The organism is Rhodococcus sp. 1168 (assembly GCF_002091955.1).
GTDB lineage: Bacteria > Actinomycetota > Actinomycetes > Mycobacteriales > Mycobacteriaceae > Rhodococcoides.
In genome coordinates, this window is record NZ_MKKY01000036.1 from 205,709 (window position 1) to 229,232 (window position 23,524).

The 23,524-nt window shown below is 61.4% G+C and carries 20 protein-coding genes and 1 pseudogene; 9 read left to right on the forward strand and 12 right to left on the reverse strand.

Going from position 1 to position 23,524, the window contains the following annotated elements:
* Positions 1-33: 33 nt before the first annotated feature.
* Together BJI47_RS06090 and BJI47_RS06095 are read right to left on the reverse strand one after the other, a co-directional pair.
* Positions 34-543 carry a DUF2029 domain-containing protein gene (locus BJI47_RS06090; protein ID WP_088942875.1) on the reverse strand — a complete coding sequence of 170 codons (510 nt, stop codon included), beginning with the start codon at positions 541-543 and terminating at the stop codon, positions 34-36.
* Between the two features lie 2 nt (positions 544-545).
* The gene (locus tag BJI47_RS06095) at positions 546-758 is read right to left on the reverse strand and encodes a helix-turn-helix transcriptional regulator (protein ID WP_088942876.1); all 213 of its coding nucleotides are present in this window, start codon (positions 756-758) and stop codon (positions 546-548) included.
* Between the two features lie 253 nt (positions 759-1,011).
* Between BJI47_RS06095 and urtA the strand changes: the two genes are divergently transcribed.
* The 7 genes from urtA to BJI47_RS06125 all read left to right on the forward strand — a co-directional run bounded on the left by urtA (position 1,012) and on the right by BJI47_RS06125 (position 6,612).
* Entirely contained in the window at positions 1,012-2,286 is a 1,275-nt protein-coding gene (gene urtA, locus BJI47_RS06100; protein WP_088942877.1) for an urea ABC transporter substrate-binding protein, read from the forward strand.
* A 90-nt stretch (positions 2,287-2,376) separates the two neighbouring features.
* A complete protein-coding gene (gene urtB, locus BJI47_RS06105) occupies positions 2,377-3,261 on the forward strand; it encodes an urea ABC transporter permease subunit UrtB (RefSeq protein ID WP_088942930.1) in 885 nt (294 codons plus the stop codon).
* Entirely contained in the window at positions 3,258-4,349 is a 1,092-nt protein-coding gene (urtC, locus tag BJI47_RS06110; RefSeq protein ID WP_088942878.1) for an urea ABC transporter permease subunit UrtC, read from the forward strand. The genes urtB and urtC overlap by 4 nt, the downstream gene beginning before the upstream one ends.
* Positions 4,346-5,164 (forward strand): urea ABC transporter ATP-binding protein UrtD, encoded by an 819-nt coding sequence (urtD, locus tag BJI47_RS06115; RefSeq protein WP_088942879.1) that lies wholly within the window; start codon positions 4,346-4,348, stop codon positions 5,162-5,164. Before urtC ends, urtD begins: the two co-directional genes overlap by 4 nt.
* Complete coding sequence (gene urtE, locus BJI47_RS06120; protein WP_088942880.1) at positions 5,157-5,849, forward strand: urea ABC transporter ATP-binding subunit UrtE; 693 nt, start codon at positions 5,157-5,159, stop codon at positions 5,847-5,849. The genes urtD and urtE overlap by 8 nt, the downstream gene beginning before the upstream one ends.
* Before the next feature lie 72 nt (positions 5,850-5,921).
* On the forward strand, positions 5,922-6,053 hold the full coding sequence (locus tag BJI47_RS24460; RefSeq protein ID WP_254900414.1) for a hypothetical protein: 132 nt from the start codon (positions 5,922-5,924) through the stop codon (positions 6,051-6,053).
* Positions 6,054-6,078: 25 nt separating this feature from the next.
* Positions 6,079-6,612: a carboxymuconolactone decarboxylase family protein gene (locus tag BJI47_RS06125; protein WP_088942881.1), complete on the forward strand. Its 534-nt coding sequence runs from the start codon at positions 6,079-6,081 to the stop codon at positions 6,610-6,612.
* 16 nt (positions 6,613-6,628) lie between these two features.
* On the opposite strand, the gene BJI47_RS06130 is transcribed toward BJI47_RS06125, so the two are convergent.
* The 3 genes from BJI47_RS06130 to BJI47_RS06140 all read right to left on the reverse strand — a co-directional run bounded on the left by BJI47_RS06130 (position 6,629) and on the right by BJI47_RS06140 (position 10,063).
* Complete coding sequence (locus BJI47_RS06130) at positions 6,629-7,480, reverse strand: SDR family oxidoreductase (protein WP_088942882.1); 852 nt, start codon at positions 7,478-7,480, stop codon at positions 6,629-6,631.
* A 158-nt stretch (positions 7,481-7,638) separates the two neighbouring features.
* A complete protein-coding gene (lpdA, locus tag BJI47_RS06135; protein ID WP_088942883.1) occupies positions 7,639-9,054 on the reverse strand; it encodes a dihydrolipoyl dehydrogenase in 1,416 nt (471 codons plus the stop codon).
* 49 nt (positions 9,055-9,103) lie between these two features.
* Complete coding sequence (locus BJI47_RS06140) at positions 9,104-10,063, reverse strand: dipeptidase (RefSeq protein WP_088942931.1); 960 nt, start codon at positions 10,061-10,063, stop codon at positions 9,104-9,106.
* A 106-nt stretch (positions 10,064-10,169) separates the two neighbouring features.
* Between BJI47_RS06140 and BJI47_RS06145 the strand changes: the two genes are divergently transcribed.
* Complete coding sequence (locus BJI47_RS06145; RefSeq protein ID WP_088942884.1) at positions 10,170-12,200, forward strand: prolyl oligopeptidase family protein; 2,031 nt, start codon at positions 10,170-10,172, stop codon at positions 12,198-12,200.
* 18 nt (positions 12,201-12,218) lie between these two features.
* On the opposite strand, the gene BJI47_RS06150 is transcribed toward BJI47_RS06145, so the two are convergent.
* Positions 12,219-13,052, reverse strand: a complete 834-nt coding sequence (locus BJI47_RS06150; protein WP_088942885.1) for an alpha/beta fold hydrolase — start codon at positions 13,050-13,052, stop codon at positions 12,219-12,221.
* An 817-nt stretch (positions 13,053-13,869) separates the two neighbouring features.
* Between BJI47_RS06150 and BJI47_RS06160 the strand changes: the two genes are divergently transcribed.
* Positions 13,870-14,070: a PspC domain-containing protein gene (locus BJI47_RS06160; RefSeq protein WP_088942887.1), complete on the forward strand. Its 201-nt coding sequence runs from the start codon at positions 13,870-13,872 to the stop codon at positions 14,068-14,070.
* Between the two features lie 25 nt (positions 14,071-14,095).
* Here BJI47_RS06160 and BJI47_RS06165 read toward each other — a convergent pair whose 3' ends face one another.
* The 6 genes and pseudogenes from BJI47_RS06165 to BJI47_RS06190 all read right to left on the reverse strand — a co-directional run bounded on the left by BJI47_RS06165 (position 14,096) and on the right by BJI47_RS06190 (position 23,498).
* Entirely contained in the window at positions 14,096-14,851 is a 756-nt protein-coding gene (locus BJI47_RS06165) for a PIG-L deacetylase family protein (RefSeq protein WP_088942888.1), read from the reverse strand.
* Positions 14,851-16,603 (reverse strand): annotated as a pseudogene (locus tag BJI47_RS06170) (aconitase family protein). Before BJI47_RS06170 ends, BJI47_RS06165 begins: the two are co-directional and overlap by 1 nt.
* 124 nt (positions 16,604-16,727) lie before the next feature.
* Positions 16,728-17,474, reverse strand: coding sequence for a respiratory nitrate reductase subunit gamma (narI, locus tag BJI47_RS06175; protein ID WP_088942889.1), 747 nt, complete (start codon positions 17,472-17,474; stop codon positions 16,728-16,730).
* The gene (gene narJ / locus BJI47_RS06180) at positions 17,471-18,127 is read right to left on the reverse strand and encodes a nitrate reductase molybdenum cofactor assembly chaperone (RefSeq protein ID WP_088942890.1); all 657 of its coding nucleotides are present in this window, start codon (positions 18,125-18,127) and stop codon (positions 17,471-17,473) included. Before narJ ends, narI begins: the two co-directional genes overlap by 4 nt.
* Positions 18,124-19,779: a nitrate reductase subunit beta gene (gene narH, locus BJI47_RS06185; RefSeq protein WP_088942891.1), complete on the reverse strand. Its 1,656-nt coding sequence runs from the start codon at positions 19,777-19,779 to the stop codon at positions 18,124-18,126. The genes narJ and narH overlap by 4 nt, the downstream gene beginning before the upstream one ends.
* A complete protein-coding gene (locus tag BJI47_RS06190) occupies positions 19,779-23,498 on the reverse strand; it encodes a nitrate reductase subunit alpha (RefSeq protein ID WP_088942892.1) in 3,720 nt (1,239 codons plus the stop codon). Before BJI47_RS06190 ends, narH begins: the two co-directional genes overlap by 1 nt.
* Between the last annotated feature and the right edge of the window lie 26 nt (positions 23,499-23,524).

The window sequence follows — 23,524 nt, forward strand, 5'->3', positions numbered from 1 at the left end:
GTGCTCGGCATCCATGCCCATTACCGCCACCGGTCAATTGTCCTCGATTTCTTCGTTTTCGAAGCGGGCATTACGTTTGCGCATGTACCAGATCACTGCTCCCACAGCGCCGCCGCCGACAATCGCGCCGACGAGCCCACCCGCCCATGAACTGGCCTGCGAGTACACGCCCGGCTGCAAGGTCATCAGCACGCTGACGTATCCGACTGCGAAGAGCACTCCCACCACGATCGCGCGAACCCGAACCAGTTTCGACGCCGTGTAGAGGTTGACTCCGCGGGCCGCCGAGTAACCGGCGGTCGCGAAGTTGATCAGTGTCGAGACGACGAGGATGCCCAGACCGATCCAGGCTCCGGTTCGACCGACTACCCACGGCAGTATCGCGGCGCTGATCAGCGATGCCCACGCAAAGAGCTGAAAGCCGATGGCAGAGGCCTCGTTCCACACATCGCGCTGGCGTTCGTCGTCGTAGAATTCATCGTCGAGATCGCCGACGAACCGCATTGCTTTGATGAACGGACCTGCCGTGATGGATGTGCTCATGGTCATCGCTCCTCGGTCGCAAAAAGTGTTTCTACAGTGGTGTTCAATGCTGCGGCCAGTTCGAGAGCCAGATAGACGCTCGGGGCATAGTCACCGCCTTCGACGGAGACGATGCTCTGCCTGCTGACTCCGCATGCCTTACCCAGCTCCGCCTGAGTGAGCCGGGCTGCTTTTCGGTGTTCGCGCACCGTGTTGGTCCTGAGTGCGTCGGCCATAACGAAAGTCAAGCGGACTTGTCATTTAATGTCAACCCGGTTTGTCATTTTCGGGCGGCAAGGCACACCCAATTCTGCGGGGTTCGACACCACCGAATCCCTCTTGTCGGACGAATCATCCACGGGCCGAGAGTTAACAGCGGCGTAATGGACGAAATAGAGCCGTCACCGGGCAACATATCCGCGCAATACTTGCCCTTTACTGTCTGCAATCGCGAATACAACTCCGTATACAAGCGAAAGGGCGTCGAAGATGCCTTCAGTTTCCTCGAGCAAAATGGCCACACATGTACTGGTTGCTCCTCTCGCTGTGGCCCTGGTCGGCTTGGCGCTCACCGCGTGCGGTAGCAAAGCCGGTGACACCACCTCAGCGGACGGCGCGGCGACAGCCGAGTCCTGCGTGGACACATCTGGCGACACCATCAAGGTCGGCTCGCTCAACTCGCTCTCCGGAACAATGGCGATCAGTGAAGTGACGGTGCGTGATTCGATCGCCTTGGCCGTCGAAGAAATCAACGCAGTAGGCGGAGTCGACGGCAAGCAGATCCAAGTCGTCGCCGAGGACGGCGCGTCCGAGCCCACGGTATTCGCGGAGAAGGCCGAGAAGTTGATCAGCAGTGACTGCGTCGCAGCTGTTTTCGGTGGCTGGACGTCGTCGAGCCGTAAGGCGATGTTGCCGGTGTTCGAGGACAACGACGCGCTGCTCTACTACCCAGTCCAGTACGAGGGCCTCGAGTCCTCCGACAACATCTTCTACACCGGTGCAACCACGAATCAGCAGATCGTCCCCGCACTCGACTACTTGAAGGAAAAGGGCGTCAAGTCGCTGTACCTGGTCGGTAGCGACTATGTATTCCCGCAGACCGCCAACCGTGAGATCAAGGCCTACGCGGCGGCCAACGGTATCGAGATCAAGGGTGAGGACTACACCCCACTCGGTTCGACGGACTTCTCCACGATCGTGAACAAGGTCCGCTCCGCCGACGCCGACGCCGTGTTCAACACCCTCAACGGCGACTCCAATGTCGCCTTCTTCCGCGAGTACACCAACGCGGGCCTCAAAGCTGCTGACATGCCGGTCCTCTCGGTATCCATCGCCGAGGAAGAAGTTGCCGGAATCGGCGCGCAGAACATCGAAGGCCAGTTGACGGCGTGGAACTACTACCAGACTGTCGACAGCCCGGAGAACAAGAAGTTCGTCGCCGACTACAAGGCGAAATACGGTGCGGACAAGCCCACCTCCGACCCGATGGAAGCCGCCTACACCTCGGTGTACCTGTGGAAGAACACCGTGGAGAAGGCAAACTCCTTCGCAGTCGGTGACATTCAGGCCGCAGCGGACGGCGTCAGCTTCGCCGCCCCCGAAGGTGAGGTCGTCATCGACGGCGCCAACCACCACATCTCGAAGACTGCACGTATCGGTGAAGTTCGTCCCGACGGCCTGATCTACACCATCTGGGAATCCCCGTCGCCGATCGCACCCGATCCGTTCCTCGAGACCTACGAGTGGGCTTCCGACCTCAACTAATTCCCAGGCACTTCACGTAGATGAGTGGACATGCAGCTCGCGAAAGCATGTCCACTCATCTGTGCGGAGCTGCACTGTAAAGGAGTGCTCATGGATGTCGTAGTCGGGCAGCTTTTCACCGGATTGAGTATCGGATCGATTCTTCTACTCGCCGCATTGGGACTCTCGCTGACCTTCGGTCAGATGGGTGTCATCAACATGGCTCATGGTGAGTTCATCATGGCCGGCTCGTACACCGCGTACGTCGTACAACAACTCGTCTCCACCGGCGGTGCATCGCTGTTCATCTCGCTGATCGTCGGGTTCTTCGTCGGCGGCGCCATGGGCGTTCTGCTCGAGGTGACTCTGATCCGTCGCATGTACCACCGCCCGCTCGACACGCTGCTGGTGACATTCGGTGTCGGGCTCATCCTGCAGCAGTGTGCGCGCGATATCTTCGGCGCCCCCGCCGTCAACGTAGTCTCACCGGGCTGGCTGTCCGGTGGCATCGACATCCTCGGCGCTGTCGTTCCCAAGACCCGCATCTTCATTCTGGTTCTCGCCGTGATCTGTGTTCTCGCTTTGTCGTTCGCCCTCGCGAGGACACCGATGGGGCGACGCATCCGCGCAGTCGTGCAGAACCGGGACCTGGCCGAGACGTCGGGCATCTCGAGCCGTCGGACCGATATTTCGACGTTCTTCATCGGGTCCGGCCTCGCCGGTGTCGCCGGTGTCGCGTTGACGCTCATCGGTTCGACGAGCTCCACCGTCGGGCAGAGCTACCTGATCGACGCTTTCCTGGTGGTCGTCGTCGGCGGACTCGGCCAGATCAAGGGTGCGGTCATCGCCGCGTTCGCGCTCGGCATCCTCAATTCGTTCATCGAGTACAACACGACTGCCTCGATCGCCAAGGTCATCGTATTCGTGCTGATCGTGTTCTTCCTTCAAGCCCGCCCACAGGGTCTGTTCGCGGTCAAGACAAGGAGTTTGGTATGAGCACCTTCGTCCAGAAGCGTGGCGCCTGGCTGGGATTCGCCCTCGCCGCCGTCCTCCTGTTCGCGGTCGCACCGGCCGTGCTCAGCGAATTCCGGCTCAACCTTGCCGGCAAGTTCATCTGCTACGCCATCGTTGCGGTCGGCATCGGATTAGCCTGGGGCCGTGGCGGAATGCTCACGCTTGGGCAAGGAGTGTTCTTCGGGCTCGGTGCTTACATCATGGCCATGCATCTGAAGATCTCCGATGCCGACCTCCGCGGTGACGCGGTGCCGGATTTCATGTCCATCGCCGGGATTCGCGAACTGCCTTCGTATTGGGTTCCGTTCGCTTCGCCGTTGGTGACGATTCTCGGAATTCTGTTCATCCCGGCTCTCGTCGCGCTCGTTCTCGGCCTCGGTGTCTTCAAACGACGTGTCAAGGGCGCGTACTTCGCGATCCTGAGCCAGGCTCTCGCGGCTGCCTTCGCTATTCTGTTGGTGGGTCAGCAGACCACGGGCGGATCCAACGGGCTCAACAGATTCCGGACGTTCTTCGGGTTCAACCTCAATGATCCGGCCAACAAGCAGATGCTGTTCTTCATCGCGGCCGGTGTACTGCTGGCGGTCGTCGCCATCACTCGCCAGCTCATGTATTCCCGCTATGGAGAACTGCTCGTCGCGGTCCGCGATCAGGAAGAACGAGTGCGCTTCCTGGGGTACGACCCAGCCGATGTGAAGATCGTCGCCTACGTGACTGCGGCATTCTTCGCCGGCCTCGCCGGGGCGCTCTTCGTGCCGATCGTCGGCATCGTCTCCCCCAATGACGTCGGCGTCGTTCCTTCCATCGCGTTCCTCATCGGAGTGGCGATCGGCGGACGCAGCACCCTGCTGGGACCTGTCCTCGGCGCACTCGGTGTGGCCTGGGCGCAAACAACTCTGTCCGAACAATTTCCGTCAGGCTGGACCTACGCCCAAGGACTGCTGTTCATCGTCGTGGTCGGGTTCTTCCCCGCAGGCGTCGCAGGGCTGTTCACTCTCCGACGTCGCAAGAAAGCTGCAGACGAACCCGGCACCGTCATCGATGTGGAAGAGAAGGAGCTCGCCCGATGATTCACGTCGACAACCATCAGCCGACGTTCGGTGGCAACGCCGGAATGTCGAGCCAGTACCTCGAAGTACGCGGACTCACCGTGAGCTTCGACGGATTCAAGGCCAACACCAACGTCGATCTGACGCTCATGCAGGGCGATCTGCGGTTCCTCATCGGACCCAACGGCGCCGGCAAGACCACCCTGATCGACGCCATCACCGGACTGGTACCCGCAACCGGGTCGATCACCAAGTCCGGCGTCGAACTGCTCGGTAAGAAGGTGCACCAGATCGCCAGACTCGGCGTCGGACGAACGTTCCAGACTGCCAGCATCTTCGAACAGCTCACTGTCCTGCAGAACCTCGACATCGCAGCCGGGGCAGGACGTTCGATCATGACCATGCTGCGCCGCCGCACTGCGGTCTCGCCCGAGATCGAGGAGGCGCTCGAGACCATCGGTCTGACCGAAGAGAGGAACAAGCCGGCGGGCATACTTGCCCATGGCCAGAAGCAGTGGCTGGAAATCGGAATGCTGTTGGTGCAGAACGCCGATGTACTGCTTCTCGACGAGCCGGTTGCCGGGATGAGCCATGAGGAACGCGAGCAGACCGGCGAATTGCTTCGCCGGATCGGCGGCGAACGGACCGTCGTCGTCGTCGAGCACGACATGGACTTCATGCGAGCATTCGCGACGTCGGTGACAGTTCTTGCCGCTGGGCGCATCCTGTCCGAAGGCACCGTCGCCGAGGTACAGGCCGACCCCAAGGTTCAAGAGGTCTACCTCGGTACCGCCGCCGCGGGCGCCGACGCCACACTAGGAGACAAACATGCTTGAACTCGTCGACGTACGCACCGGTTACGGCCGCAGCGAGGTCGTCCATGGAGTCTCACTGACCGTCCCCGCCGACGGCGTCGCCGCGGTCATGGGTCACAACGGTGCAGGCAAGACGACTCTGCTCCGGGCCGCCGTCGGCCTGCTCGCGGTCAACTCGGGGAAGGTCCTCTTCGACGGTGAGGATGTCAGCTCGCTACGCCCCAGCGCTCGCGTCGCGCGCGGTCTTGCCTATGTCCCGCAGGGCCAGCAATCGTTCGGCCAGTTGACCACGGCCGAGAACCTACAGGTCGTCGCCGACGGACGCACGCGGGGTAAGGCTTTGATCGGTGAGGCCCTCGACCTGTTCCCCGCGTTGAAGGAACTGCTCACCAGGCGTGCGGGTCTTCTGTCCGGTGGTCAACGTCAGCAGTTGGCGATAGCCCGTGCACTCATCACCGAGCCGAAGATGCTCATTCTCGACGAGCCGACCGAGGGTATTCAGCCATCCGTCGTCGCGGAGATCGAACGAACGATTCTCGATCTCACGCGGCGCGGCGGACTCGGAGTGTTGCTGGTGGAACAACACATCGGGTTCGCGCTCGAATCTTCCCAGAACTACTACATTCTCGAGGCCGGGCGCATCACGTCCACCGGCGCGGGCGGTAGCGAGTCCGAGGCCGATGTCCGCGCAGCCATGGCGATCTGAACGGTACTTCCATGCCGCGCAGGGACCTTCGCGAGAAGGTGAAAAAGCTTCGACGAGGCGAGGACCATGATGATGGCGCACATTCCCTCGCAGGAGAAAACTGTCATCGCCCGTGCCGAGCAGGCGGCGTCGATGGCGGGGCGCTACGGATCTGATGCACCGCTCATGCCCACGAAGACCGAGTGCTCGTTTCCCGGTACCTGACGGGAGCCGCAGGTAGCGTCGGGGCGTGAGCTCACCGCGTATTGCGTCCGGAACGTTCAAGGATCTAGGCCCGGTCAACTGGGTGTTGTGGCGCGTCCTGTCGAAAGCCGCAGGCGCGCCCAACGCGCATCTTTTCAGCACCTTGGGACGCACCCGCGGCCTCTTCCGAGGCTGGTTGTTCTACAGCGGGAAGCTGATGCCCGGCGGCCGCATCTCACGCAAGGAAACGGAAGTGGTGATCAACCGCATCGCACACGTACGTGACTGCGGTTACGAGATGGACCATCACCGCCGAATCGGCAGACGCGTCGGAGTGACCGAAGCCCTTCTTGCCCAAGTGAAAGAAGGGCCGACAGCGGTCGGTCTGGGTGATCGCTACCGAGCGATACTCACCGCGACCGACGAACTACTGGCCACCAAGAACCTGTCGGACGAAACCTGGGCAGCCTTGGCACGCGAGTTCGACGAACGCCAGCTGATCGAATTTCTGTTGCTGGTCGGGCAGTACGACAGCTTGGCGACGACTATCGAAACTCTGCGAATAGAACGCGACTTCTGAACGAGACCGGTTGCGGCTAGCTCTTGTTCGACCCGAACTTGGCACCGGTTGCTCGCCCAATCCTGTTGATCGGCGCCAGAATATCTTGATACCGTGGCCCCACTACACGAGGGATAAGATCGAACAGTCGCGCATCCGGGCCTATGAGGATGCGCGGTTTGTTGCGCTCGACGCCGCCGAGGATCACCTTGGCCGCGCGCGTGGGCGAGGTGACGGCGATCTGCTCGAAGCGTCGGACGACGGCGTCGTGATCTCCCAGATCTGCCATTCCTCGTGCGTTGGCAACGATGTTCGTCTTGATTCCGCCGGGATGTACACAGCTGACGCCGACGGGATGGCGGGCGACTTTCATTTCCTGACGTAGCGCCTCGGTGAAACCGCGCACCGCGAACTTTGCCGAGTTGTATGCGCTCTGACCGGGAATGCCAATCAACCCGAACACGCTCGACACATTCACCAGGTGTCCTTCACCGGACTCGATGAGCGCCGGCAGAAATGCTTTGGAGCCGTTGACAACTCCCCAGAAATCGATGTTCATGACCCACTCGAAATCGTCCCAGGTCATATCCAGAACATCCGCGCCGAGCGCGACGCCTGCATTGTTGACCACGAGGTTGACGCGTCCGAATTCGCTGACGACCGCATCGGCATGAAAATACATTGCCGCGCGGTCGGACACGTCCAACTGGTAGGACACTGTTCGAGCACCGATCTTCTCGCACAACACGACCGTCTCCGTGAGCGCTTCGCCGTCGATGTCCGAGAGCGCCAGCCTCGCGCCGCGGTGCGCGAGGTCGAGGGCGAGCGCGCGGCCGATCCCCGATCCGGCTCCGGTGACGACGGCGACCTTGTTGTCGAAACTCCTCATGAATGCACTTCTTTCGCCTGGGTCGTATCGTCCTGGCCGCGAGAAACACCGGTCGGAAAGCCCATCCTGCCACGCGAGGACGAGTCCGGACAGTGCATGAAAAAAGCTCGTTCGTCTTGTGCGCACACAAGACGAACGAGCTTCGAACTGTTCCAGAATCAGAAGTTGATCATGTGTCCTGCAAGGCCGTGAATGGCCTCCTGCAAAGCCTCGGACAACGTCGGATGTGTATGGACGTTGCGAGCGAGCTCGTTGACGGTCAGATCCCATTTCTGGGCCAACGTCAGTTCCGGCAGTAGCTCGGAAACGTCGGGGCCGATGAGATGACCACCGAGAAGTTCGCCGTGCTCGGTGTCCGCGATCAGCTTGACGAAACCGGTAGCGTCCCCCAGCCCGTGTGCTTTGCCGTTGGCTGCGAACGGGAAGTTCGCGACCTTGATGTCGGAGCCACGTGCCTGCGCTTCTTCACGAGCCTGCTCTTCGGTGAGTCCGAAGCTGGCGACCTGCGGCTGGCAGAACGTCGCACGCGGCATCATGCGGTAGTCCTCGATCGGCAGCGTCTCGGCGCCGGCGATGGTCTCCGCCGCCACGACGGCCTGAGCCTCGGCCACGTGAGCGAGCTGCAGCTTGGCAGTGACGTCACCGATTGCGTAGATGTGCGGGACGTTGGTCTTCATCGTGCTGGTGATGCCGATGGCACCGCGATCGGTGAGCTCGACACCGGTCTTCTCGAGACCGAACCCTTCGACGCGAGGGGCAAAGCCGACGGACTGCATCACCTTGTCGACGGTGACGGTTTCGACGTCACCGGACTTGTTGTTCTTGAACTTGACGGTCACCTTGGAGCCGTCGTCGTCGATGCTCTGTACAGCGGCACCGGTGACGATGCGGACGCCGAGCTTCTTGTACTGCTTCTCGATTTCCTTGGAAATGTCGGCGTCCTCGTTGGGGAGCGCGCGATCGAGGTATTCGACAATGGTGACGTCGACACCGTAGTTCTTCATGATGTAGCCGAACTCCATGCCGATGGCGCCTGCACCGACGATGAGCATCGAACCCGGAAGTTCACGGGTCATGATCTGCTCTTCGTACGTGACGACGTTCTCGCTCAGCGACGTTCCCGGCAGCAGTTTGGTGGTGCTGCCGGTGGAGATGATGGCGTTGTCGAACGTGATCGTCTCGGTGCCGCCCTTGGTCAACTCCACCTCGATGGTGTTGGCGTCGGTGAAGGTGCCCTGGCCGTCGAACTCGGGGATCTTGTTCTTCTTCATCAAGAAGTGAATTCCCTTGACGCGCCCCTCCGCGACCTTGCGGCTGCGGTCGAAGGCTGCGCCGAAGTCGAAGCTCGCTTCGCCCGAGATGCCGAACAACTTGGCCTCTTTTGTGAAGAGGTGCGCAAGTTCGGCATTGCGGAGAAGCGCCTTCGAGGGGATGCAGCCCACGTTGAGGCAGACACCGCCCCAATACTTCTTCTCGATGATGGCAGTGCTCAGTCCGAGTTGTGCCGCGCGGATAGCAGCGACGTACCCACCGGGACCGGCTCCGAGGACAACGACGTCATAGTGTGAGGTCACGATTCCCCAGCTTAGTCGCGTACGGATTCCCTGTCTCGAGACGGTCCGGTTACCTGCCGGTAGCTGCGTGTGTCGCCTGGGCGACCCGCCGGAAGTTCCCACCGAACACGGCCTCGACGGCCTTGTCGTCGAAACCACGACTACGCAGCACCGCCGGCAGGGTGAGCGTTCCTTCCGGTGGAACCCACTGCAGCGGTCCCCAACGCGTGTACATGTCCGAGAACGCCTCGGGGTGAATTCTCAGCTCGTGATTGAAGTCTTCGTGGTCGAAAGAATAATCCGAGCCGATACCCACGTGCTCGATGCCGAGCAACTCCACGCCGTACTCGATGTGGTCCGCCATCGCCTGCACCCGTTTGTCATCGTCCTCGGGCGCATTGACGCCGAGGAAGATGCCGACGCCGTTGATCCCCACGACACCTCCGGTACGCGCACATTCGCGCGCCTGCTCATCGGTGATGTTCCGCGGATGTTGCCACAGTGCGGCAAAATTGGAGTGAGAGTAGATCATTGGGCACTCGGTGCTGCGTGCCACGTCGAGCCCGGTCGAGACCGAGCAGTGTGAGCCGTCGACGAGCATCCCCACACGATTCATCTCGCGAACCACATCCCTCCCGTACGCCGTCAGACCCGTGTCTTCGACGTCGAGGCATCCCCCTCCTGCCGCATTGGCGTGGTTGTAGGTCGGAAGCATGGACCGCACACCGAGGCTGTGGAAGTAGCGAACGTTGTCGAGATCGCCCTCGAGTGGACCGGAATCCTCCAGGTCGAACGCCAGGGTGATCAGCTCGGCAGCTTCGGGTTCGTCCACCGCGTCGACCATGCGAAAACGCCCGTCGGCGAGGGCTTTACGACGGAACTTCTGCGCCAGCGCAGTCACGAAAGCTTTGGAATGCGGCGAGAAGCCGACGTTGACGGACACGTACGACCCGAGCGGGTAGCGAGCCAACTCCGTGATGTCCGCAGTGGGCACCAGCGGCAGACAGCAGTGCTGTTCCCACAGATTCATCTCAGCCGATCCTTCCTCGAACACCACGACCCCGACACGAGAGTGAGCATCGGCACGTGGCCGGTCACCTTCGGAGGGACAGTACCTACGAGGGTACAAATAGGGCATGAGCAACACCTCTGATCCGTACCTGTGGCTCGAAGAGGTCACCGAAGAGCGCGCATTGGACTGGGTCCGCACCCACAACGCCGCCACCACCGCCGCCTTGGCCGGCCCCGAATTCGACGCGATCGAAGCGCGCGTGCGCGAGGTCCTCGACACCGACGCACGAATTCCGTACGCGCGGCGGCGTGGTGAGTACCTGTACAACTTCTGGCGCGACGCCGAGCACATCCGAGGACTGTGGCGTCGGACCACGATGACCGAATACCGCAAGGACTCTCCCAAATGGGACATCCTGCTCGATCTGGACGCCGTCGCCGAAGCCGAAGGCGAGAACTGGGTGTGGAGCGGTGCGCAGGTGCTGCGCCCCGATCAGCACCTCGCGTTGGTCACGATGTCCCGCGGCGGCGCCGATGCGTCGATCGTCCGTGAATTCGACTTGCGGACGCGCACGTTCCGCGAACAATCGGAGGGCGGATTCTTCGTTTCCGAGGCAAAGACCGACATCGGGTACATCGACGCCGACACCGTCTATCTCGGAACCGACTTCGGTCCAGGTTCGCTCACCGACTCGGGATATCCGCGTATCGCCAAGCGGTGGACCCGCGGTACCCCGCTTGCCGAGGCCGAAACCGTGTACGAGGGAACGCCGAACGACATCTCGATTTCGGCGTGGCACGACCGAACTCCCGGATTCGAACGTGACTTCGTGCAACGCGCGACGGACTTCTTCAACGCCGAAATGTATCTGCTCGACGGCACGAACCTGACGCTGATCGATACGCCGACCGATGCGACGACTTCGGTCCACAAGCAGTGGCTACTGGTCCGCACGATGACCGAGTGGACGATCGGCGACAAGACGTATCCGTCCGGCGCGCTACTGGCCGCGAACTTCGAGAGCTTCCTCGCCGGGGACCGCGAGATGACCGTACTGTTCTCGCCCGACGCGCACCGCTCCCTGCATCAGTTCGCCTGGACCGAGAACCACTTGCTCGTCGTCACGCTCGTAGACGTGCGCAGCGAGTTCCGAGTGCTCACTCCGGGGCCCGGTGCCTGGGATGATCAGCCGTTGCTCGGCCTACCGGATTCGACCTCCACCGAGATCGTCGGCACCGATGCGGAGGAGAACGGTGACGAGTTCTTTCTGTCGTCGAGTGGTTATCTGACGCCTGCCACGCTGCTGTTCGGCACGGTCGGCGGCGACCTCGAAATCCTCAAACAGGCACCGTCGTTCTTCGACACCGATTCGATGGCCGTCACCCAGTATTTTGCGACTTCACTCGACGGCACCTCCGTGCCCTACTTCGTGGTCCGCAAGGAAGGCATGGCCGCCGGTCCGACGATGCTCTACGGCTACGGTGGATTCGAGATCTCGATGACGCCGTCGTACAGCGGTGCAACCGGTCTGGCCTGGCTCGAGCAAGGCGGCACGTACGTAGTGGCCAACATTCGAGGCGGCGGCGAGTACGGCCCCGAATGGCATACCCAGGTGCTGCGCGCAGGCCGACACAAGGTCCACGAAGATTTTGCGGCGGTCGCAAAGGATCTGGTGGAGCGCGAGATCACCACGCCCAGCCAGCTCAGCGCTCAGGGCGGAAGCAACGGCGGACTCCTGATGGGAATCATGCTGACCAAGTACCCCGAACTGTTCGGGGCGCTGGTCTGCCAGGTACCGCTGCTGGATATGAAGCGATATCACCTACTGCTGGCAGGGGCATCGTGGGTAGCGGAATACGGCGACCCGGACGACCCCGACGAGTGGGCCTTCATTTCCGAATACTCGCCGTACCAGAACATCGTCGCCCCGGACGAGAAACGCTATCCGCCGATCCTCATTGCGACCTCGACTCGCGACGACCGAGTACACCCCGGTCATGCCCGCAAAATGGCCGCGCGGCTCGAAGAACTGGGCCAGCCCGTCACCTACTTCGAGAACATCGAAGGCGGGCACGGCGGCGCTGCAGACAACGCTCAGCTGGCCTTCAAGACGGCGCTGTCCTTTCAATTCCTGTGGAACGCGCTACGGCCCTAGCGTCGGAGACAGAAACTTTCAGCGATGTATCCACGAGCTCACGAGGTCCGCGACGGCCGTTGGATTTCGAATCCAGCCGTTGTGGCCGAGTGACTCGGCGACGTGTTCGGCGGTGACGTCGGCGTTGGGAAGTTTGTCGACCAAGTTCTTCATCGACCCCGGCGGTGCCACCTCGTCCCCTTCGATCGTGATCGTCAGGACCGGTAGCTTCAGTCGGCCCATCCGCTCCTCGTAGTCCATATCTGCGCCGGACGGCTCGATCAATCCTGTCCTGGCGAATCTGGACCAGTCTTCGATCAGCACACGCGACTGCCGCCCGAAACCACCGACACCGACGCGATCGCCTGGCCAGAAGCCGGCAACGCTGCTCGTCAACGCCATGGCTGCGGCACCGAACAGCAGTGGGACACCGCGCACAGTTCCGAAGCCTCGGTGGTACGGCGACCCCGAGGCCACCAAGATCAGCCCGGCCAGTCGACCGCGGATTCGAGCTGCATACATGGACCCGAGTTGGCCACCCATGCTGTGGCCCAGAAGATAGGGAGTGGCCGCCGGAAATTGCTCGCGCACCACCTCGAAGATGGCAGGAAAGTCCACCGATACCAGTTCCTGGTATCCGTACTTACTGGCGGAACTGGGTTTGGGCACACTGTCGCCCTGTCCGCGGAGATCACCTACAGCGGCATGGAAACCGCGGGCGACCAGCGCTTCGGCGAACAGGCGGTAGTAGCCGCCCGGAATTCCGAGCCCCGGCATGATCACCACGACCGGGGCGTCGTCCGGTCCGTCTGCCGGAAACAGCGATACCGGCACTGTCGAACCGTCGGGCATCTGTATGGGAACGGTGTGCACCGACCCAGACTAGGGTGTGCGTCGCCGGACAGACCGATGGCCGGTACCCCAGCATTGCGGGGCACCGGCCATAGTCGAACGAATCAGAGGCCTTAGGCTGGCGGAGTGTCCGAGCTACCCGATGCTGCTCCGAAAAGCTTGGCCAGCAGACCGAAAAGTCCAGCAAGTTCGGCGGATCCCATATGAGAACTCCTTCGTGAGAGGAAATAGTTCAGAGAGTCTGTGATGGGTATCACAAAACGGTCTCTGTAGCGATATTTCTACCTCACGAGATCACATCTTGCACGTCGAAATCCAAAATTCGATCCGCTGCATTGCCGAACATAACTTTTCGGACGCGTTTTCAATGCCACCGTAACCGCCCCCGACTGCGATTACAGCGTGCACCGTGAACGAAATCAGGCAGCGCTACCGGATGTCAGTACGCCCACGATCTGGTCCACGATCGAGTCGACGAGCCCGTCGAAAACGCCCGAAATGATGTCGTTGATGAACACTGCTGCTGAACCCATGAAAACTCCTGTACTAGTCATTTGGAACAGCCGTAGAAAGTACGACCTGATGTCGTTCCTACCGCACTTGGCAGCGCGGCGCAGCATTGAGTGTTCGTGTCGAATTCTTACGCCCTCATCGGTGCCCTTGCAACGCTTCTTTCGATCGAGACAGCGCGAAAACTGTTCGAAAGAAACGACTTTGCAAACCTTTACGGGTGAAAAGTTTGTTACCTCGAAGGTGCCTGCATTACCGTCCACTTCAGGGTGAAGATGGGTGGACTTCCCGATATGCAAGGGCACCACCACATCGCAGACTTATCGGCATGACTTCCACCAACCCACCCAAAGAATTCGTCCGCTCCGACTCGCAGAAGATGATCGCAGGTGTGTGCGGCGGCATCGGAGAGTACTTCGGCGTCGACGCCAACCTCGTCCGAGTCCTGACAGTGCTCGGCACCGTCGTCTCCGGCGGAACCGTCGCGCTGATCTACCTCGCCGCGTGGATGCTCATGCCGAGTAGATAGTCGGTTCTGACTTCCTTCGGGCAGCTCACGTAACCGCGACCACTTGAAACGCCTCCGCAAGCCGACCTTCGGGCAGCCCTGCCTGCGACGCGGCCGCACCCGCGAACCCACGCAACAGTGCGTCGAGTTCATGGATATGTCCGGTTTGACTGCGATGAGCCCGCAACGCGGCCACCTTGGAGTCGAACGTTGCCGTGATGTCGACGGCCTTGTTGTTGTGGGGTCCGCCCATGATCCACAGTTGGTGCGCCGACCAGGCCTGCAAACCTTCGTCCGCGACCAGCTCAGGATGCGCGTACGGGTTTCTGGCATCGGGGTACACCGCGGCAAAGGCTGCCTCGCCCGCCGCCCGGTGATCGGGGTGCGAGGCTCCCACCCGGCTCCAATCGAACTCCGGTGACTGGATCAGCACCCGCTGTGGGCGGACTCTCCTGATAGCCCGACTGAATCCTTTGCGCAGCTCCATCGTCGGGTACAACGCGCCGTCGGCGAACCGGAGGAACTCCACGTCGTGCACGCCGACCGCAGCCGCAGCGGCCTGCTGTTCGGCTTCGCGCATCGCCGCCATCGCCTCGCGCGGGATGTCTTCGAATCCGCCGGCATCGCCCGAGGTAGCCAGGCAATAACTGACCACGATACCGCGCTCGGTCCAGCCGGCGACCGTGCCGGCCGCACCGAAGTCGACGTCATCGGGATGGGCGGCCAGCACCAGGACACGCGCGACATCACTGTCGGCATCAGGACTGTCGGAGTGGGGATCTGGCGTTGAGTCTGCTGTCATCAGTCGGCCAGCATACGGCGCAGGACGTACGGCAGAATCCCTCTGTGCTGGAAGTACGCCGCTTCTGCCGGAGTATCGATCCGCACCGTAGCCGTCAGCTCACGCCCCTTCCCGTCGGTCTCGACTCGGACGGTGACCTCACTGGGTAGCGGGTCGGAGCCTTCGAGCCCGATCACCGAATAGGTCTCCTCGCCGGTGAGCCCGAGCTGTTCGGCGCTCTCCCCATCCCGGAACCGCAGCAGCACCCCCATCCCGATCAGATTCGATCGATGTATCCGCTCGAACGAGGTGGCCAGCACCGCCTTCACCCCGAGCAGCATGGTGCCTTTGGTTGCCCAGTCCCGTGAAGATCCCGAGCCGTAATCGGCACCGGCCACCACCAGCAACGGCACATCGTCTTGTTCATAGGCCATCGCTGCATCGAAAATCGACTGCTGAGAGCCGTCTGGCAGATAGCGGGTGACACCACCTTCGACGCCGGGGACGAGCTGGTTGCGCAAACGGACATTTGCGAACGTTCCGCGGATCATCACGTCGTGATTGCCGCGGCGCGAACCGTAGGAATCGAAATCCTTCCGATCCACACCATGCTCGCTCAAATACCGGCCCGCCGGAGAATCAGCGCCGATCGCACCTGCAGGCGAGATGTGATCGGTGGTGACCGAATCTCCGAGCAGCGTCAGCACCCGAGCACCGATGATGTCTCGGACCGGCAGTGGCTCGCGGGGCATGTCGTCGAAGTACGGAGGATTGCGCACATAGGTGGACGTGTCACTCCAATCGAAAGTGCCGGACTTCGACACGTCCATGCCCTGCCAATTTGCGTCACCGGCAAGAACATCGGCGTACCCGTCGGTGAACATGTTCGCCTCGACGCACTCGTCGACCACTGCTTTGATCTCCGCGGTAGTGGGCCAGATATCTCGCAGGAACACGTCGTGGCCCTCGGTGTCCTGGCCGAGTGGTTCGGTCAGTAGATCTGCCTGTGTGGTGCCGACCAACGCGTAGACGATGACCAGCGGCGGCGAGGCCAGGAAGTTCATCTTGGTCTCGGCGTGGATCCGGCCCACGAAGTTCCGGTTCCCCGACAGCACCGAGGCCACCGCCAAATCGTGGCCGGTGACTGCCGCGCTGACCTCGGGAATCAACGGGCCCGAGTTCCACCGTGCGATCGGGTCCGTCTTTGGTGAACACCACCCGAGCCAGGTACTCCAGATTCACCTGATGGCAGATTCCGGTATCGGGCGGGACCACCTGGAAACCGTCGAACGCTTGCTGCGCCCACCGGAGCAACTCGTAGCGCTCGTGGTTGCGTTCGAATTCGAGTTCGGCATTGGTATGGAATGCCTCGGGTCGACCGAACATGTCCACGATCACCGAGTGATCGATGGCCAGATCGGTGGGGATGAGCGGGTTGATCCGTTGTGGGTCACCACCGAGTGCAGTCATGGCGTCTCGCATGGCCACCAGGTCCACCACGCACGGGACTCCGGTGAAGTCCTGCATCAGAACCCGTGCCGGAGTGAACTGTATTTCCGAGCTGGACTGCGCGTGTGGATCCCACCCTGCCAGCGCCCGCAACTGCTCCGCGGTGACCAGGTGCCCGTCCTCGTTACGCAGCAAGTTCTCCAGCAGCACTTTGAGGCTGTAGGGCAGCCGCGACGAGCCCTCGATGCGATCGAGGCGGAAGATGTCGTAGGCAGTCCCGCCCACCGTCAATTGATCCAGCGCACCGAAACTGTTCCCGGTCATGACCGCTCCTCGTCACCGTAGGCTGCCTCAAGGGTCGGCCGTCGAGACTGCTTCTGTCAATGGTTGCCGGAGCTCGTCCCAAAGGGGCTAACCACAACCTCTGCAGCACAACGCAATTCGGCGCTCACCTTCGCCGAGGTATCGTGTCGACCTTGTCCCAGCCACGACGGCGTTCACGGGACCCTTCGTGCGCGTCGCGACTGCGGTAGATGATGTACGGCCGAAAGAGGTATCCCAACGGAGCGGTGAATACGTGCACCAATCGGGTGAAGGGCCATATCGCGAAAAGACTGATGGCGGCCAACGCATGGAATTGGAAGCTGAACGGGGCATGCGCCATCAATTCGGGCTGCGGGTCGAAGAAGAAGATGCCACGGAACCAGACGGACACACCCCCGCGGTAGTTGTATTCTCCGACGACGCCGGACCCGGTGTTGACCAGACCGCCCAGGATCACGAGAGTGAGCATGAGATACATCAGCTTGTCCATCCTGGTTGTCGCCCCCATAACGGCCTTGGTGAAGCGCCGACGATAAAGCAGACCCGCCAAGCCGACAAGGGTGAAGACACCGGCCACGATGCCCACCGTGACCGCCATGAAGTGGTAGATGTTCTCCGAAATCCCGACGGCCTCGGTCCAGCTTTCGGGAATGCCCAGGCCCATTACATGTCCGAGGAATACGGCAAGAATGCCGAAGTGGAACATCGGATTCGCCCAGCGCAGAATGCGGCTTTCGTACATCTGACTCGATCGGGAAGTCCAGCCGAACTTGTCGTAGCGATAGCGCCAGATGTGGCCGAGAACAAAAATGGTCAGGCATATGTAAGGGAAGATCAACCACAGGAACACATCCCGGACGTTGTCCATCATGCACCTCCAGGCATCGGTAACAAATCGGGCGAACCATAGGGATCGAGACCCACCTGCTCGTCTTCCGGCCCCTCGGCGATCAATCGTTCGACAGCTTCGTGATCCTTGCCTTTGAGCGGGGGCAAGGTGGCGCACACTGCCTCCATCGCCCCACTCCACGGCGATTCGATGTCGCGTAGATGCAGGCGGAGCAACTCGAGGCCTGCGCGGTTGTCCAATATCATCTTCAGTCCGGCGCGCTGATCGGTCGTAGCGGCGAATTCCAATACGACACAGAGATGATCGGGTAGTTGATCCTCGGCAAGCATCAGCCCCGCCTTGGTGTAGACCTGCTTGATACGCAGCAGCGCGAGCCCACGTTTTCGAGTCTCTCCGTTCGAGAAGTAGGTCAAGAACAGGCAACCGCGCCTGCGAGTGTCGAAGGTGTCGACGTAGTCGGTCTCGGACTCCGTTAGCGGCCGAGTGCGTAGGTGATCGATCGTTTCCTGCAGTCCCGCACCGAGTTTCGTAGGCAGGGTGGCAGCGACTCGGCCGAGAAGGTCGAGATGAGACATCAGGTGCGCATCCGGGTAGTCCATCAGCATCGAGGCGGACTGCCAGGTGCGGGTGAGTTCGTCGGTGGAGTATCTGAGCTTGGGAACACGTGGGGTCATGACCGGCGCTCCGTCTCCGCCGACTCGGACGATCCGCCGGCCTCGGGAAAAAGCCCATCGGGGGTGCCCTGCCCATTCCAGTCCATCAGGTTGATCCGCACACCCGCCGGGCGTCCCGGCCCGGCCGGTGTACCGACACCGGGATCGGCACCCATACCGGGGTCGCCACCGAAAGAGCCGTCCATCCCGCCCATCCCTGGCCCACCCTCGACGTCGAGGGAACACTCGGTGGCGATGTTTTCGAGCTTGTGGGCGTCCTCGTAGTGGGCCGCCGGTACGACGTAGCGCTCGTCGTACTTCGCGATGGCGAGCAGACGGTACATGTCCATCATTTCTTGCCCGGTCATCCCGACGGACTCCGGGATGGATTCGTCTACCTCCCAACCCATATTGATATCGCGCATGAACGAACGCATCGCGGCAAGCTTGCGGAGCACCTTGTCCACCGGAGCGGTATCGCCTGCCGTGAACAACCCGGCTAGGTACTCGATGGGGATCCGCAGCGAGTCGATGGCAGCGAACAGGTTTCCCTTGCGTTCGGCGTCCTCACCGGTTTCGCGGACTGCATCCACAACCGGAGACAGCGGCGGTATATACCAGACCATCGGCATCGTTCGGAATTCCGGATGCAACGGAAGCGCGACCTTGTATTCGTTGATCAACGCCCAAATGGGTGAGCGTTGCGCACTTTCGATCCAGTCATCGGGGATGTCGGCACGCTGCGCCTGTCGAACAACTTCCGGATCGTTCGGGTCGAGAAATACGTTGCGTTGGGCTTGCAGCAGGTCGTGTTCGTCGGTCACCGAGGCCGCGTCGAGCACCCGGTCTGCGTCGTACAACATCAGTCCGAGGTACCGCAGCCGTCCCACGCAGGTTTCGGAACAGATTGTGGGCTGGCCGATTTCGATACGCGGATAGCAGAACGTACACTTCTCGACTTTGCCGGTCTTGTGGTTGAAGTACATCTTCTTGTACGGGCAGCCGCTGACGCATTGCCGCCAACCACGGCAGCGATCCTGATCGACGAGGACGATGCCATCCTCTACTCGCTTGTATATCGCCCCGGTGGGACACGACGCCACACAGGACGGGTTCAGGCAGTGTTCACAAATACGTGGCAGGTAGAACATGAATGCCTGCTCGTACTCGAATTTGATCTTGTTGCCGATCTGCTCGAGTATCGGATCGTTGTGCCCGTGCTCGACCGACCCGGCAAGGTCGTCGTCCCAGTTCGATGACCAGGTCACTTTCGTATTCTCACCGGTCAGCAAGGATTTCGGCCGTGCCACCGGCATATGGTCCTGAGCCGGAGCGGTGGTGAGATTCTCGTAGTCGTAGGTCCACGGCTCGTAATAATCGTTGATGCCGGGCAGGTTGGGGTTGGCGAAAATGGTGGCGAGGTTCTTCAGTCGACCGCCTGCCTTGAGCTTGAGCCGGCCGCGCTTGTCGAGTGTCCAACCACCTTTCCACTTCTCCTGATCTTCGTAGGTCCGCGGATACCCTTGACCGGGCCGGGTCTCCACATTGTTGAACCAGACGTGTTCGGCGCCGGAGCGATTGGTCCACACCTGCTTGCACGTGACCGAGCACGTATGGCACCCGATGCACTTGTCCAAATTCATGACCATCGCCATCTGAGCCATTACTCGCATCAGTACTCCACCTCCTGATTACGACGGCGGATCACGGTGACTTCGTCGCGTTGATTGCCGGTAGGTCCCATGTAGTTGAAGGCGTACGTCTGTTGGGCGTATCCGCCGATCATGTGCGTGGGTTTGATCATGAGCCTGGTGAGCGAGTTGTGATTACCGCCGCGCTGGCCGGTCGTCTCCGAAATCGGTGTGTCGATGAGGCGGTCCTGCGAGTGATACATGAAGACAGTGCCTTCGGGCATCCGATGCGAGATGATGGCACGCGCGTCGACCACACCGTTGCGGTTGACCGCTTCGATCCACTCATTGTCCCGCACACCGATCTTCTCCGCATCTTGCGGGCTCATCCAGATTCCAGGCCCGCCGCGGAACAGCGAGAGCATGAGCAAATTGTCTTGGTATTCGGAATGAATCGACCACTTGTTGTGCGGCGTCAAGTAGCGAACCGACACACCGTGATCCGGAGTTGCTCCGATCTCCGGTTCGTCGAAGAGTGCGGTCATGTTCAGCGGCGGCCGGAAGGTGGGCAGCCCTTCACCCAGCTCGGTCATCCAGTCGTGATCGAGGTAGAAGTGCTGACGACCGGTCAGCGTGTGCCACGGCTTTTCCCGTTCGACATTGATCGTGAACGGCGAGTACCTACGGCCGCCGGTCTCGGATCCGGACCATTCGGGTGAGGTTATCACCGGAACCGGGCCGTGTTGGGTATCGGAGAACGTGATGCGCTTGCCCTCGTTTTCGGAGGCCAGGTCGTGCAGCATTCTGCCGGTACGCTTTTCGAGTGTCTTGAAGCCCTGAGTGGCGAGCCTTCCATTGGTGGTGCCGGACAGGGCCAGGATCATCTCGCAGGCCTGGATGTCACGGAGAATATCGGGACGGCCATCGGCAGGACCACCGCGCACGACACCGTTCTTCTCTTTGAGATCAGCGATTTCTCGGCTCAGATCGAAGGTGACTCCCTTGGTGGTCGCACCCAAGGTGTCCAGCAACGGCCCGACGGCGCGCATCTTGTCACCGATCGCCGTGTAGTCCCGCTCGACTTCGATAATTTTGGGCATCGTGACGCCGGGCTCCGGTTCGCATTCCCCGTACTTCCAGTCGCGGACCTTGCCGTGCGGTGCTGCCATCGCATCCGGGGTGTCGTGGGTCAGGGGTGCGGCGACCACATCCGTTTGCGTACCGAGGTGACGCACCGCGAGCTTGCTGAACACCTGGGAAATCTGTTGCCACGCATCCCAATCGGTACGCGACTGCCACGGCGGGGAGATCGCGGGATTGAACGAGTTGACGAACGGATGCATATCCGTCGTCGACAGGTCGTGTTTTTCGTACCAGGTGGCGGCCGGCAGCACGATGTCCGACAACAGCGTCGAACTCGTCATCCGGAAATCGAGGGTCGTCAGAAGGTCGAGCTTGCCGATGGGCGCCTCGTCATGCCAGCGGACGTCCTGCGGTCGGAAGCGCTGCGCAGTCTCCTCGGCGCTGACGGTGTGTGACGTGCCGAGGAGGTGATTGAGAAAGTACTCGTTTCCTTTCGCCGAGGAACCGAACAGATTCGACCGCCACAACGACAAAACCCGCGGAAAGTTCTCCGGCGCATCAGGATCCTCGGCCGCGAACTTCAGCCGCCCGGCCTTGAGCTCCTCGACGACATAGTCCTTGGCCGACTGCCCTTTCTGCTGGGCCTGCGCACCGATCACCAAGGGATTTCGATCGAACGTAGGGTAGGACGGCATCCAGCCCAGACGCGCGGACTGTGCGATCACGTCGGCAGTCGTCTTGCCCGCAAGTTGACCTTTGCCGGTCTGCGCCGTCAGCGTGTCGGCACCGAATTGGTCGTAGCGGAACTGGTCGGTATGCAGGTACCAGTAGGCGGTCTGCACCATGTTCCGAGGCGGTCGTACCCAGTCCAGGGCATTGGCCAACTGGTTGTACCCGGTCAGCGGACGGACCTTTTCCTGGCCGACGTAATGCGCCCAACCGCCACCGTTCACGCCCTGGCATCCCGTGATCGTCGTCATCGTCAGAAAGGTCCGATAGATGGTGTCGGAATGAAACCAATGATTGGTGCCCGCACCCATCAGAATCATCGACCGGCCCTTGGAGTCCTCGGCGTTCTGGGCGAACTCGCGGCCGATCCGTTCGGCAGCGTCCGCCGAGACTCCGGTGATCTCGGCTTGCCACGCCGGCGTGTAGGGGGACTCTGCGTCGTCGTAGCCGCTGGGCCAGCTCCCGGGTAGTCCGGGTCTACCGACGCCGTACTGGGCGAGCATCAGGTCGAAGACCGTGGTGACGAGCCTCCCTGCCACGCGGCGTACTGGCACACCGCGTCGAATGACGCCGACCTTGCCCTGGCCGGCATTGCCCTGGCCGGCATCGAAGCGTGGCATGTCGATCGGGACGTATCGATCCGCTCCGTCGATCAGCGACAGTGTCGGATCGATGTCGCCGAGATCGAGATTCCACTTGCCTTCACCGGTTTCACCGTAGCGATGGCCCAGCGTGCCAGGGGGCACGACGAGTTGGTTGGTTCTCGCGTCGACCATGACTGTCTTGAACTCGGAGTTCTCCTCCTCGCTCACGATCTCGTCGGTGAGGTCCGAGGCGGTCAAGAACTTTCCGGCGGTATAGGTGACCTCGCCGTCCGGATCGTGTGTTTCGTCGAGAGTGACGAGAAACGGCAGATCCGTGAACTTCTTGACGTAACCGGTGAAGTAGGGAGTCTGCCGGTCGACGTAGAACTCTTTGAGGATCACATGTCCCATGGCCATCGCCAGAGCGCCATCGGTACCGGGCTCGGCAGGGAGCCACTCGTCGGCGAACTTGGTGCTGTCGGCGAAATCCGGTGAGACGACGATGACTTTCTGTCCGCGGTAGCGGGCTTCGATCATCCAGTGCGCATCCGGCGTCCGGGTGACCGGCACGTTGCTACCCCAGATGATCAGGTAGCTCGAATCCCACCAATCCCCGGATTCGGGGACATCGGTTTGATCCCCGAACATCTGCGGGGAAGCGACCGGCATGTCCGCGTACCAGTCGTAGAAGCTCAGCATCGATCCCCCGATGAGGTTCACGAAGCGGGCACCGGAAGCGTGCGAGACCATCGACATCGCGGGAATGGGCGAAAACCCGGCGACGCGGTCGGGGCCCCATTTTCGGATCGTGTGCACGTGCGCCGCCGCCACTATCTCGATGGCCTCGTCCCACGTGGCACGCACCAAGCCACCCTTGCCTCGCGCACGCTTGTAGCGCGCGGCGCGCTCAGGATCCTCGGTCACGTCGGCCCAGGCGAGTACCGGATCTTTCAACCGGGACTTCGCTTCCCGGTACATCTCGAGCAGAACTCCGCGAATGTAGGGATACCGGGTTCGCGTCGGCGAGTAGGTGTACCAGGAGAAAGAGGCACCACGAGGACATCCGCGCGGTTCGTATTCAGGCTTGTCCGGCCCGGCAGTCGGATAGTCGACGGCCTGGGTCTCCCACGTGATGATGCCGTCCTTGACGTAGACGTTCCAGGAGCACGATCCGGTGCAATTCACCCCGTGGGTCGACCGAACCACTTTGTCGTGACTCCAACGATCCCGGTAGAAAGAATCGCCCGAACGGCCGCCGATCGCGAACAGCGTCCGCCCATCGGCAGACACAGTCTGGTTGCTCCGAAAGAATCGACGAGTCTTGATCAACGCATCTGTCAATCCACTGTTCATGGTGGCACTCATAAAAAGTCCTCCCGAGATTGGAGTAG

Coding starts and splice junctions, on each gene's coding strand:
- BJI47_RS06095 (WP_088942876.1), bottom strand. CDS start 758: ATGGCCGACGCACTCAGGACCAACACGGTGCGCGAACACCGAAAAGCA.
- BJI47_RS06140 (WP_088942931.1), bottom strand. CDS start 10,063: ATGAATCTGTGGGAACAGCACTGCTGTCTGCCGCTGGTGCCCACTGCG.
- urtA (WP_088942877.1), top strand. CDS start 1,012: ATGCCTTCAGTTTCCTCGAGCAAAATGGCCACACATGTACTGGTTGCT.
- urtD (WP_088942879.1), top strand. CDS start 4,346: ATGATTCACGTCGACAACCATCAGCCGACGTTCGGTGGCAACGCCGGA.
- urtB (WP_088942930.1), top strand. CDS start 2,377: ATGGATGTCGTAGTCGGGCAGCTTTTCACCGGATTGAGTATCGGATCG.
- narI (WP_088942889.1), bottom strand. CDS start 17,474: ATGATGGACAACGTCCGGGATGTGTTCCTGTGGTTGATCTTCCCTTAC.
- BJI47_RS24460 (WP_254900414.1), top strand. CDS start 5,922: ATGGCGCACATTCCCTCGCAGGAGAAAACTGTCATCGCCCGTGCCGAG.
- BJI47_RS06145 (WP_088942884.1), top strand. CDS start 10,170: ATGAGCAACACCTCTGATCCGTACCTGTGGCTCGAAGAGGTCACCGAA.
- narJ (WP_088942890.1), bottom strand. CDS start 18,127: ATGACCCCACGTGTTCCCAAGCTCAGATACTCCACCGACGAACTCACC.
- BJI47_RS06090 (WP_088942875.1), bottom strand. CDS start 543: ATGAGCACATCCATCACGGCAGGTCCGTTCATCAAAGCAATGCGGTTC.
- BJI47_RS06160 (WP_088942887.1), top strand. CDS start 13,870: ATGACTTCCACCAACCCACCCAAAGAATTCGTCCGCTCCGACTCGCAG.
- BJI47_RS06190 (WP_088942892.1), bottom strand. CDS start 23,498: ATGAGTGCCACCATGAACAGTGGATTGACAGATGCGTTGATCAAGACT.
- narH (WP_088942891.1), bottom strand. CDS start 19,779: ATGCGAGTAATGGCTCAGATGGCGATGGTCATGAATTTGGACAAGTGC.
- urtC (WP_088942878.1), top strand. CDS start 3,258: ATGAGCACCTTCGTCCAGAAGCGTGGCGCCTGGCTGGGATTCGCCCTC.
- BJI47_RS06165 (WP_088942888.1), bottom strand. CDS start 14,851: ATGACAGCAGACTCAACGCCAGATCCCCACTCCGACAGTCCTGATGCC.
- BJI47_RS06130 (WP_088942882.1), bottom strand. CDS start 7,480: ATGAGGAGTTTCGACAACAAGGTCGCCGTCGTCACCGGAGCCGGATCG.
- urtE (WP_088942880.1), top strand. CDS start 5,157: ATGCTTGAACTCGTCGACGTACGCACCGGTTACGGCCGCAGCGAGGTC.